This is a genomic window from Streptomyces sp. NPDC111606, from assembly GCF_055656945.1.
Map to the genome: position 1 here is coordinate 82,258 of NZ_JBVKBY010000017.1, position 10,598 is coordinate 92,855.

The following is a 10,598-nucleotide window of genomic DNA, read 5'->3' on the forward strand; positions in this document are numbered from 1 at the left end:
ACATCGCCGGCCCCGCCGTCCTGAAGCTCCGCGTTTCGGGCCTTTCCTTCCGCCTCGGAACCTGGCTTCCCCGGCGGAGACCCTGCGGAAATCGGACGACGAAGAGAGCGGCCACGGTCTACGGCTCATCCACGCGTGCGCCGACGACGGGTGCTGGTTCCAGGCCAATGGCCGTACCCGCCGCCAGCAGCCTCCGTCACCCCTTCCCGTCTCTCGTTCGACATACAACCATCCGCGAACACCAGAGGTCTCCTGCATCGCGATCACCCCGCTAAGTCCAGGAGAACACCGGGCTAACGGGCAGTCATCCATATTTGGCAGGAGAACCACATGCGCAAGAACCTCCGTACAGCCGTGGCGACCGCAGCCGTTGGCGCACTCACCGGCGGTCTGCTCGTCGCTGTCGCCGGCCCCGCGGCCGCCGTCTCCGGCCTGGAGGGCGACTTCAACGGCGACGGGCACCAGGACGTGGCGGTCTCCGCCCCGCGCGCCTCGGTGGGCGTCCATGCGGAGGCCGGTTCCGTGACGGTCCTGTACGGCTCCCCGGCCGGCGCGGGCGCCGCCAAGGTCCAGACGCTCTCCCAGAACAGCACGGGAGTACCGGGCGGCGCCGAGGCGAGCGACGGCTTCGGTTCGCACACCACGGCCGGTGACTTCAACGGCGACGGCTACGCCGACCTGGCCGTGGGCGTGCCCGGCGAGGACGTCGGCTCTGACACCAACGGCGGCACCGCGGTCATCCTGTGGGGCGGCTCCGCCGGTCTGTCGGGCGGCACCACGGTCTCCGCCCCCGCCGGCAGCAGCCATGACTCCTTCGGCGCCCCGCTCGCCGCCGGCGACTACGACGGCGACGGCCGTGACGACCTCGCCATCGGCTCGGACCAGAACACGATCGACATCTACCGCGGCGGCTTCACCAAGTCCGGTTCCACCGGCGGCCACTACAAGGTCACCACGCCCGTCCTGAAGGTGCAGGGCAACGACATCTTCAACCTCACGCCGGGCGACGTGAACAACGACGGGCGTACCGACCTGCTCGTCGACGGCTACGAGGGCGAGACGAGCGGCGACTACTACTTCAACGCCAACTACTACCTGCCCGGCTCCACCGGCGGTGTGACCACCTCCGGAGCCCGGAAGCTGCCGGCCGGGCTCATCTCCGACATCGGCGACGTCGACAACGACGGCTACGGCGACATCGTCATCGGCAACCACTGGGACGCCTCCTCGGACAGCCCGGGGACCGCCAAGGGCGGTGCCATCCAGCTCGTCTGGGGCACCTCGACCGGTCCGACCGGCGGCCCGGGGACCTTGGAGCAGAACAGCGACGGTGTTCCCGGTACCGGCGAAACGGGTGACGCCTTCGGCTGGGAGCTCTCCCTCGGTGACATCAACGGCGACGGCTACGACGACCTTGCCATCGGCTCGCCGGGCGAGGACCTCAACGGCATCGCCGACGCCGGCATGGTCTCCGTCCTCTACGGCTCGACGTCCGGTTTCCAGGGCGCCGCCGCCCAGTCCCTGGCCCAGGACACGCCCGGCGTGCCCGGAGGCAACGAAAAGAACGACGGCTTCGGCGGCGAACTGCTGCTCACCGACGCAACCGGCGACGGTAAAGCGGACCTGACGGTCGGCTTGCCGGGGGAGAACAACAGCGACGGCTACGTTGTGGCCTTCGCCTCCGACGGCTCGAAGATCAACACATCCGGCCGAGGCATCGGCCTGACCGCCGCCAAGGTCCCCACGTCCGGCACCCCGCGGTTCGGCATCCAGATGGCGGACTGATCCGACTCCTTGGCCCCACGCGTCGAAGAACCGGCGGGGGGATGGTGAGCAAGCCGTACGGGTCCCGTCCGTGAAGCCGTCGAGCAGGGTGATCGAAGAGCCAGGCGTGGCTGGCCCGGCAGCGGCCGCCGACGAGCAGACCACTCCACTCATGCACTCTGGCCTGCCCGAACGCAGCCTTGTGCAAGACGCTTTAGCCTCGGTTTATCGTGAGAGCCCACTAGCGGTGTCGGTGCGGACTGAGACTATCCCGGCAGCGAACCGGTCCTCGACCCAACCGAGCGCAATCGATTAGCACAGACGCCGTTCGCTGGGGATGCCCGAATTGAGCCGTGTCTCGGTTTCCGAGCGCCGTCGCAGGGCAGTTCCCGGGCGGTTCTTTCCTCGGTATCTGCCGACACCTGCGGTTGAATCGCGAGGCGCGGGAGGTCTGGTGGTGGTAGTGGGACGGCGGAAGCACTACGGCCCGTGTTGGCGACGTGCATAAAGACGGCTTGCTTTGTGCGCTATTCAGGTCCGCTTAATGCCAGGTGGTGATGCGACAATCAGCCGTATCGCAGATTGGGGGACGTATGGCGACGCCGAGCAGGGGAAGCCCCGCGACACAGCGACTGCGGCTTCGGACGCGGTTGCGGCAATTGCGGACGGCCGCCGATCTGACACAGCGACAGGTCGCGGAGCGCATGGAGTGGTCCCCGAGCAAGCTGTTGCGTATTGAAGCAGGCGAAGTCGGAATCTCCGTCAACGACCTTCGCCCTCTGCTGGCTCTCTTCGGGGTGGGAGACGACGCCACCGTGGAGGAGCTACTGAACCTGGCTCGGGGGAGCCGGAAGATGCCCTTCACCGAGTATCGGGACATCTACGACAAGGACTTCCTCGGCTTTCTCGCGATGGAGTCCTCGGCTTTCGTGACCCGCAGCTTCCAACCCCTGGTCATGCCCGGGCTGCTCCAGACGGAGGAGTACGCGATGGCCATCATCCGCGCCTACACCCCGACGCGCTTCTCCGAACAACAGCGGCAGCGCATGCTCGAGGCGCGCATGCTGCGTCAGGAAGCGCTGGAACGGGATGAGGCGGAGGCGTACTTCATCCTCGACGAGTCAGTGATCCGCCGGCAGGTCGGCGGTCCGGGGGTCATGAAGGGGCAGTTGCGCAGGCTCGCCGAACTGGCGGCCCATCCTCGTCGCAACATCATGATCTTTCCGTTCAGTCGTGGCGCGCACGCCGCATCGCAGGGTCCCTTCACCCTCTTTGAGTTCGTGGAAGAGGAGATGCCGCCGTTCGTATATCTCGAGAACCTTCGAGGCACGGCCACCGTGAGCACGGAGACGGAGAGCTTCGTCGCCTACCTGGAGCTGTTCTGGGGCCTGGAGGAGAGGGCGATCAAGGGCGTGCAGATCCCGCGGATCCTGCTGCAGATAGCCGAACACCTGGAGACGCAACCTCACGACTTCCACATCGATCCGCGGAACGGGGACTGAGTCCCGGCGCTGCCGATCCAGAGATCTCGATCAACCCGCCCGGCCCTTGCTGAGCGCGACAGGAAGCGGCTGTGCAGCGCGCCCCTCATGGCTGGCTGGCGGGGGCGCAAAGAAGCACGGTGGGGCGCACGGAGTCACTTGCCGTAAACATGGCTGTGGCTCCGCACAGGCGAAGCCACAGTGGGGCGAGCCCGCTGCAACGGGATGCGCCCCGTGCTGATCGCCCGGGCCACCGGACACCAGCATATGGAGAACGGTTGCGTATCCAGGCCGAGTTCGCAATCGCCGCTGGTAAAACGACGCAGAACTGCCCGGATCCAATCGCTCTTACCAAGGTGTGCTCGCCGGGGCGTCCGGATAAACCATCAATCTGCTAGCTAGCGTCTGGCCGGATCGCAAACCGTGTGGCGTCGATCTGATGTGTGGAGATCTCAACCACTGGGCAAAACACGGGACTTCGACGGCGAGGGACCAATGAGTGATCACGTAGAGCCGAGGGAATCGCCACCTCAGGAAGGGCCGTTCGTCTGCAAGCGAACGGCATCAAGCACCGTTTCAAGTCCCGGGCCATCTGGAGTACACCATGTCGGAAGACGTCGAACGCGCTGTGGCGGAAGAGCCGAAGCGAAGCATCCCCGTTCTGCCGCGCGCTAATGCCGTGGTCGCCGTGATCGTGGCGGTCGCCTCACTGGCTGCGGCCATCTTCACGCTGATTCTGGTACCCGACGACGCCGGCAAGGCGGCCGCCGGAGCCATTGCCACTGCAGGGCTCGCGCTCGCCGGTCGACTGGGGACACCCGGTCACTGAACACAATGCGCCGCGCCCGTATCTGTTGGTCCAACAGGTAGGGCGCGGCGTCTTGCAGAGGCGTCTCAGAGGGAGGTCATCCGCTCGTGGGGGTGCTGTGCGCGACGTCGGTCGAGGCAGTGAAGCGGCTCCATGCGGCGGCACCGAAGGCAAGGCGACCCGCGGCGATGTCTTTGGAGTCGCGCACCATGACGCCGAGCGAAGTACGCGCGACCTCCACGCACTGATTGCCGGCGGCGTCGCTGAACGACGACCTCCGCCACGACCACGAGCCGTTCATTACGCGCCCATCCCTTGGGACCCGCAGCAAGGCGGGCATGTGCTTATGTCGGTAAAGGGCGGCTTGTCACCCTTTGAGGCGTAGCTTACATGGACGCCAGGCCGCGCTGACACGCGGCCACGGCCGCCGAAGCGCGTGTAGCTCCGGTGGCTGGCACGCGCCTCACCGGCGCGCCACTGTAGCGGGAGGCGCAGGGCCCTCGCGGGGTCATTGACGGAAGCGTCGCCGATTAGGCTGTGTGTCGAAAGTGGATCTCGAGCGATAAATGATCTGGGTTCATGGGGCGGGGTCTTCTGCCGGACGAGCCGTGGACGGAACGCCTAGTACTGACTTGGCGCAAATGACCATCAGTCGGCCGGTACAAACCAGCCAACCACCTCGAAGCGCCGAAGTCAGTAGTACTTGCGTGGGCAGAGATCGTACGTAGGGAGAGGCACGGCCTGGACGGCCGATCCCCGTTGTGTCAGCTTCCGCCCACCAGAGCGTTGCGCCAAGCAGTGCGAAGCCCTTCAAGCTCAGAACGAGGGAAGGGACGTCCCCACTGCTCCTGGTAGCCAGCCGCACCCAGGTCATGCTCTACCTGATCGAAGGCACGTATGACAGCACGGCACAGTGTGTTGATCGGCTGACGACTGGACCACACGACGGTCCCTGAGTCGTCAGGATCTCGGCTGCTCCCGGCACGCACGAGACGAATAGCGACGTCTGACGCGTCGCGCTGGAAGAACCAGCGATAGACCGTCGGCTCACCTTGGAACTCGACGCGCGCCTCCGTTTCCGCCAGCACGAGGCTGGCGATGCCACGGAGGAAGTCCTCGGGTGCATCAGTGACGTACGACGCGAAGACCTCGGCCTCTCCCTGGTGGTCGGCCACCTTGCAGAAGGCCCAGCCATGATGGCTCAGCGTCCAAGTGACCTTCACCGAGCCCATCGCTCCTCCCACAACAGGGTGTTATCTCGTCCTCGCGCAAGAAGAAGTTTCTCGGTCGTACTGTGCCTGGTACTGCGCGACTGTATCCCCGAACTGCCTGCCTCCGAGCTCCTCAAGGCGGCCGTCACGGCGGTCCACGACGATGGGCCCTGTTCCCACCCACATGTGACGATCGTCCCCCGACTGCACGTACTTGGAGCTCTGGTAGCGGAACTCCCAGCCGAAGCGGGGCTCTTGAGTCTTGATGAGCACGGCGCTATTGCTCGGCTCCTCAGTCTTCAGCCGGCCAGGTACGCCACGACGATGCCTCTGGCTTGCTCGCCTGTGATCACGGCGTGAGTCTACGGGGAGAAGGCCCAGGGGCCGAGGTAAGCCCTTCGTCCCGAACTTTCGGCTGGGAGGCTATTGCAGTCTGACGGGCTGGTCAGTCGGCCGCTGAGGCCGGTGGGCTGTCAGCTCCTGGCTCGCCGCCGGGCTGCCTCCCAGGCCTGCTCCTGCCAGAACAGGACCAGAAAGAGCGCCAGGACATGGTCGTCGGACAGCCGGTCGCTGTCGTCATGAAGCCGCACGCGAATGGGGCGAGAGCCGAGTCGGTCGTAGAAGACTTCGAGCGGGCCGATGCCGCGAACGCGGCTGCCGGCTGTGTCATGCCGCAGCTCATAAGGTCCGATGCGCAGCAGGCGGGCGCCGAATCTGGTGCATTCGCAGTTCCACTGGCCGACTGTGCGCGGCATGGTGGACCACTTGCTGTAGGTGATTTCGATGCCGTCCACGGCTCGTAAGGTTGTGCTGAGCCGCTTGTACTCAAGTGGCCATGGACCCAGGGCGCGCGGGGTGCTGTCCAGCCACTCCCGTCGCCCGTAGGAGATCTCCACGTCGCCGATGCTCCGCAGCAGCCCCTTGCTGTACGTCAGCTCGATGTCCATGCTGGGCCCCTTCTAGGCGCTGCGGGGCCGGCGCCCGGCGGTCTTCTTCGCAGTGCCCTTCTTCGCGGCCGTCTTCTTGGCGGGCTGTTTCTTCGCTGGTGTCTTCTTGGTCGTGGCCTTCTTCTTCGGCAGCTCGTGTACCTCGGCGGTGCCTTCGCCGCGGGAGGCTTTCGCCTTGGCCACGGACTCATTGAGGGCGGCCATCAGGTCAAACACCTTGCCGCCCGTGTCCTCATCCTTCGGCGCCTGAGGTAGGGGCTTGTCCTCGCGTTTGGCTTCGATGATCTCCGCGAGCGCGTCGGTGTAGGTGTCCTGGAACTCCGGGCCTTCGAGGTCGTCGCGGGTCATGTTGTCCATGAGGGCCAGCGCCCCGTCGATCTCCTCGTCGGTCAGTTCCACGGGGGGTGGCAGCAGCTCGGCAGGGTTGCGGATCTCGTCCGGCCAGCGCATCGCGTGCAGCACGATCGCATCGCCGCGCACGCGCAGCAGGCCGAGGCGCTCGCGCCCCGACCAGGCGTACTTGGCGACGGCCACTCGTGACGAGCGCTCCAGGGCCTGCTTCAGCAGCTTGTACGGCTTGGCCGCGACATCGCCCTTGGGCTGGAGGTAGTAGCCGTCCGCGATCCGGATCGGGTCGATGGACTCCAGCGGCACGAAGGCCTGGATCTCGATCGCCTTCGCGGTCGGCAGCGGCAGGTTGCTCAAGTCATCGTCGGTGACGGCGACGACCTGGTCGCGGGCGTACTCGTAGCCCTTGCCGATCTCCGACTGGCTGACCTCGCGGTCCTCCAGCTCGCACACCTTGTGCACCCGGACTCGGCCCATGTCCTCCAGGTGGTACTGGTGGAACTGGATGGAGTGGTTCTCGGTGGCGCTGACCACGTTGATCGGCACCGTGACCAGGCCGAAGCTGATCGCGCCGGACCAGATGGTTCGAGGCATGACTGACCTCCGCGACGACCCCGAGCACCACCAGACTACGAAGGTCACGGCAGCCACGCATTCGCGGGCCTGGAAATGGGCGCTTCACCGAGGGCCGACTGGTCAGTGAGCCATCACCATCCGACCTGCTGCTCGCCCAGGACCTCGCTGCCGATGTGCGCGGCGAGTTTCCGGGCCCGCGGCAGGTCGCCCCACTTGGTCACGTGGACGAAGACAGTGTGATGCTCAGTCCACCCGGCCAACTGGGCCCTATCTCCGTGGAACACAAGCTGGACGCCGTCGTATTTGGCTACGCCATATTGATCCGCCTCCGCGTCGTCCGGCCACAAGCCGTGCCACTCGATGGCGGCCATGCCCCGGCGAACAGCTGCCACGAAGCGTGCCTCCACGTTCCGCGCCGGGACTTCCTCCAGGATGGCCAGCGGCAAGTGCGGCTGCAGTGCGGCGTCGTCCATCGTCGTCACGTCGAGGTCGAACCAGATGTCCTCGCCCATCGGGCCGGTACGCGCATCCGCGTAGTCGAAGTCCGCTTCCGGCAAGACCTGTGCCATGCGCCGCACGTCCGCGACCGTCAGAAGCTCAGCAAAGAGCCAGACGTCGTCTTCGCGCTCCGCCAGAAGGGCGCACAGGCGCTTGGCTCGGGTATATGCCGCCAACGCGTCGGTGGCATGGAAAACGGGGTAAGCCCTGGAGTTGCCCATGGGCGAACCGTCACACGCCCTGGCCGGCCTCCACCACTGCATTTTCAGGTGATCGCTACAGACCATCGAGTAGCTGTCAGGTCTGTGGATGACGTGGCGCGTGTTCAGCCCACGGGTTTCGGGGTGTCCGACGTGCAGGGCCGTGCGGGTGAGCCCCGGCAGGTGGCGCCGGGGCTCAATCGGAGTGGTGTATCAGCGGTCCATCAGTGCGAAAACGCCCCACCCGAGGTATTCGCGCTGGTACCTGGCGTACTGGACGGGTCCCGCAGCGAGTTCCGTACGCATCTCGTCGGCGAGCTCGTCGTCGGGGTTGGCATCCAGCCAGCGGCGGATGTTCAGCCACTGGGCCGCGACGTACCGGTCCCAGCTGTCCCGGTCGGCGAGGACCATTTCGACGACATCACAGTCCATGGCACCGAATTGTTCGAGCAGCTCCGGCAGCGGGAGCAGGTCGTCCTTGCGGGCCATGTGACAGCCCTCGACGGTGGCCTGGTCCTCAGCCTCGCGGCGCCAGTACGGTTCGCCGATCAGCATCATGCCGCCGGGAGAGAGACTGCGCCGCAGGAGTTCGACGGTGCCCGCCACGCCGGAGCCGATCCAGGTGGCGCCGATGCATGCGGCGATGCCGACCGGCTCGTCGGCGACGTGGCCCGACGCGTCTCCGTGAACGAAACCGACCCGGTCGGCTACGCCCAGTTCCATGGCCCGGGCGTGGGCGGCGTCGATGAAGATGGTGCTGATGTCCACCCCGGTGCCGGTCACACCGTGGTCGTGTGCCCAGGTGCACAGCATCTCGCCCTTGCCGCAGGCGAGGTCGAGCACGCGGGTGCCCGGCGACGGGCTGATTGCCTGCCCCAGGATGGCCAGCTTCTCGCTGGTCAACGGGTTGCAGATGCGATGACTGCTCTCGCGGATGGTGAAGCTACGTGGCAGATCCACTATGGGGATTCCTTCGGTCCAAAAAGGTCAGGACGGCTTGGGAAGGCGGCCGACGGAAGTTGGCCGCGATTACCTGAACCGTCATCAAATGCACCTCTTCGGACGCGTGAAGGCTGGGACCGGTCGACGGTATGGCCGCTGACATCGTCGTGTCCATCGCATTTCACGAGCGGCGGCGTGACGGATCTCGATAACGACCCGGCGCAGCACGCCAAGGCCATTGCGCAGACGTCCGCGACACCGTGGCCCGAGTCGCGTGCAAGTCCTCCCGCTGTCAACGGCGCGACACCGTCAACGAACTCTTCGCGTCCCTTCAGGGCCGGCTGATCAACACAGCCACCAGGCCATCATGAACGGCCCCAGCTACCGCCCGAACAAGCACCCCAGAAACCGTACTGACAAACCCTCAGCCAAATCAGCCGGATCAGTCCCACCAGTTGAACATCAGCTCGCCGACCGTGCTGGGACGCCAGTAACGCACCTGTTCCAGCTCTACTTCGGCGAGCTCGCTGGTGTCAGCCGAGGCCAGCGGCATGCCCAGTTCTCCGACATCCAGCAGCCGGAAACCGCCCAGCTCAAATGCGTCCGCCCACGTCGGCGGGGATATGAAGTCCGCCAGAGGCCCGCCAGCCTGCGGAGGACTCGCCACGAAGGCAACGACCGGAAGTAGCTCGTGGCACAAGACGGTCGACCGAATGCCTGGGGCGGTGATCAGAACCGTATGGAAACTCGGCGTGACTCCGGCCAGAGTCACATCGCCGATCGTGGCCCGAATCGACCGGGCCACCGCATGGCACGCGGTTTTGAAGGCCCCGACGTCCACCTGCGGCAACGGGTCATCGCCCTGCCCCCAGAACCCGGTGGCTCCTCGCGCGACACGGATCAACGCACGACTCAACTCTCATTCCGTCTGTCAGGTCTGACAAGGATGCCACGCGACCGGGCTGAGTGATCACGCACCGACTCAGCCACGCTCGGGCGTCCTTTTCGGGGCCCGTCTCAGTCACGAGGGTGGGGAATTACGTGAACTTAGCCTTGGGGCGCATGCGATCGCCCACATCCGTCGGCTGCCACAACCACCGGTTGCCGCCGAGGGCCGATCCCGGCCGTGCAATCTCACGAGCCGTCCATAGGCAGCCGGCCGCCGTCAGCGGCAGCGTTCAGTAGCCGACTCAGAATCGTCTTCTCCGCCAAGAGGCGCGCACGGCAGCTTGGTCTGTCGTTCTCTCGGTGGCGTACTGCGTCACGACGTCCGCCATCGTGGGCCGGAGACACAACCGGTCTTCCAAGCCGGCGACGTCCTTGTCCATCGGCGAGGGGAACGTCGCACCATCCCCGAAGTCCTTGGTGTTGACGCTGACGAAGTACACGGTTTCATACGGATTCCTCTTCCAGATTCCGACCGCGGCGACGGCTTGTTCGACCAGTTCACCGACCGGTACAACGCCTCGCTGGCCGAGCAGGAGGCTGGCATCTGCGCCTTCTATGTGCTCGTCGCCGAGGACGGGTCGGTACTCGGCAGGTTCAACCTGTACGACTTGGAGGACACCACTGCCAGACTCGGCCACCGGGTCGCGGAGCGGCTCGCCGGCCGCGGCGTGGCGACCGCGATCGTCCGGGAGCTGTGCCGGGTGGTGACAGCTGCATGAACCGCCTCAAGGACTGGCGCAGCCTGGCAAACTGCTACGAGAAGACCGCCACCGTCTTCTAACTGATCGTTTCAGAATGAGGTTCGGAGACGTCTCAAGCAGATGATGCTGCATGCGAGTTGGAGCAGGCCGAGGTGGAGGTCGGCGCGTATCTCG

At 65.8% G+C, this 10,598-nt stretch carries 11 protein-coding genes and 1 pseudogene; 4 read left to right on the top strand and 8 right to left on the bottom strand.

Annotated elements, in window-relative coordinates:
* The first annotated feature begins 330 nt into the window (after positions 1–330).
* The 3 genes from ACZ7M7_RS41210 to ACZ7M7_RS41220 all read left to right on the top strand — a co-directional run bounded on the left by ACZ7M7_RS41210 (position 331) and on the right by ACZ7M7_RS41220 (position 4,074).
* A complete protein-coding gene (locus tag ACZ7M7_RS41210; protein ID WP_472126264.1) occupies positions 331–1,785 on the top strand; it encodes an FG-GAP repeat protein in 1,455 nt (484 codons plus the stop codon).
* A 572-nt stretch (positions 1,786–2,357) separates the two neighbouring features.
* Entirely contained in the window at positions 2,358–3,266 is a 909-nt protein-coding gene (locus ACZ7M7_RS41215) for a helix-turn-helix domain-containing protein (RefSeq protein WP_472126303.1), read from the top strand.
* A 583-nt stretch (positions 3,267–3,849) separates the two neighbouring features.
* Positions 3,850–4,074: a hypothetical protein gene (locus tag ACZ7M7_RS41220; RefSeq protein ID WP_472126267.1), complete on the top strand. Its 225-nt coding sequence runs from the start codon at positions 3,850–3,852 to the stop codon at positions 4,072–4,074.
* A 76-nt stretch (positions 4,075–4,150) separates the two neighbouring features.
* Here the strand turns inward: ACZ7M7_RS41220 and ACZ7M7_RS41225 are convergent, their stop codons facing one another.
* From ACZ7M7_RS41225 to ACZ7M7_RS41260, 8 genes are all read right to left on the bottom strand, one after another.
* Positions 4,151–4,354 carry a DUF397 domain-containing protein gene (locus tag ACZ7M7_RS41225; protein WP_383616187.1) on the bottom strand — a complete coding sequence of 68 codons (204 nt, stop codon included), beginning with the start codon at positions 4,352–4,354 and terminating at the stop codon, positions 4,151–4,153.
* A 463-nt stretch (positions 4,355–4,817) separates the two neighbouring features.
* On the bottom strand, positions 4,818–5,285 hold the full coding sequence (locus ACZ7M7_RS41230) for a hypothetical protein (protein WP_383616190.1): 468 nt from the start codon (positions 5,283–5,285) through the stop codon (positions 4,818–4,820).
* Between the two features lie 21 nt (positions 5,286–5,306).
* On the bottom strand, positions 5,307–5,537 hold the full coding sequence (locus tag ACZ7M7_RS41235) for a YrhB domain-containing protein (RefSeq protein WP_472126270.1): 231 nt from the start codon (positions 5,535–5,537) through the stop codon (positions 5,307–5,309).
* 200 nt (positions 5,538–5,737) lie between these two features.
* Positions 5,738–6,211, bottom strand: coding sequence for a hypothetical protein (locus ACZ7M7_RS41240; RefSeq protein WP_472126273.1), 474 nt, complete (start codon positions 6,209–6,211; stop codon positions 5,738–5,740).
* Positions 6,212–6,223: 12 nt separating this feature from the next.
* Complete coding sequence (gene ku / locus ACZ7M7_RS41245; RefSeq protein ID WP_472126276.1) at positions 6,224–7,153, bottom strand: non-homologous end joining protein Ku; 930 nt, start codon at positions 7,151–7,153, stop codon at positions 6,224–6,226.
* A gap of 113 nt (positions 7,154–7,266) precedes the next feature.
* Entirely contained in the window at positions 7,267–7,854 is a 588-nt protein-coding gene (locus tag ACZ7M7_RS41250; protein ID WP_472126279.1) for a hypothetical protein, read from the bottom strand.
* A 192-nt stretch (positions 7,855–8,046) separates the two neighbouring features.
* Positions 8,047–8,793, bottom strand: a complete 747-nt coding sequence (locus ACZ7M7_RS41255; RefSeq protein WP_472126282.1) for an SAM-dependent methyltransferase — start codon at positions 8,791–8,793, stop codon at positions 8,047–8,049.
* Between the two features lie 424 nt (positions 8,794–9,217).
* On the bottom strand, positions 9,218–9,679 hold the full coding sequence (locus ACZ7M7_RS41260; protein WP_472126284.1) for a hypothetical protein: 462 nt from the start codon (positions 9,677–9,679) through the stop codon (positions 9,218–9,220).
* Positions 9,680–10,190: 511 nt separating this feature from the next.
* Here ACZ7M7_RS41260 and ACZ7M7_RS41265 point away from each other — a divergent pair.
* Positions 10,191–10,436: pseudogene (locus ACZ7M7_RS41265) on the top strand (GNAT family N-acetyltransferase); the annotation flags it as partial.
* Positions 10,437–10,598 lie beyond the last annotated feature (162 nt).

Coding starts and splice junctions, on each gene's coding strand:
- ACZ7M7_RS41215 (WP_472126303.1), top strand. CDS start 2,358: ATGGCGACGCCGAGCAGGGGAAGCCCCGCGACACAGCGACTGCGGCTT.
- ACZ7M7_RS41210 (WP_472126264.1), top strand. CDS start 331: ATGCGCAAGAACCTCCGTACAGCCGTGGCGACCGCAGCCGTTGGCGCA.
- ACZ7M7_RS41250 (WP_472126279.1), bottom strand. CDS start 7,854: ATGGGCAACTCCAGGGCTTACCCCGTTTTCCATGCCACCGACGCGTTG.
- ACZ7M7_RS41225 (WP_383616187.1), bottom strand. CDS start 4,354: ATGAACGGCTCGTGGTCGTGGCGGAGGTCGTCGTTCAGCGACGCCGCC.
- ACZ7M7_RS41230 (WP_383616190.1), bottom strand. CDS start 5,285: ATGGGCTCGGTGAAGGTCACTTGGACGCTGAGCCATCATGGCTGGGCC.
- ku (WP_472126276.1), bottom strand. CDS start 7,153: ATGCCTCGAACCATCTGGTCCGGCGCGATCAGCTTCGGCCTGGTCACG.
- ACZ7M7_RS41240 (WP_472126273.1), bottom strand. CDS start 6,211: ATGGACATCGAGCTGACGTACAGCAAGGGGCTGCTGCGGAGCATCGGC.
- ACZ7M7_RS41220 (WP_472126267.1), top strand. CDS start 3,850: ATGTCGGAAGACGTCGAACGCGCTGTGGCGGAAGAGCCGAAGCGAAGC.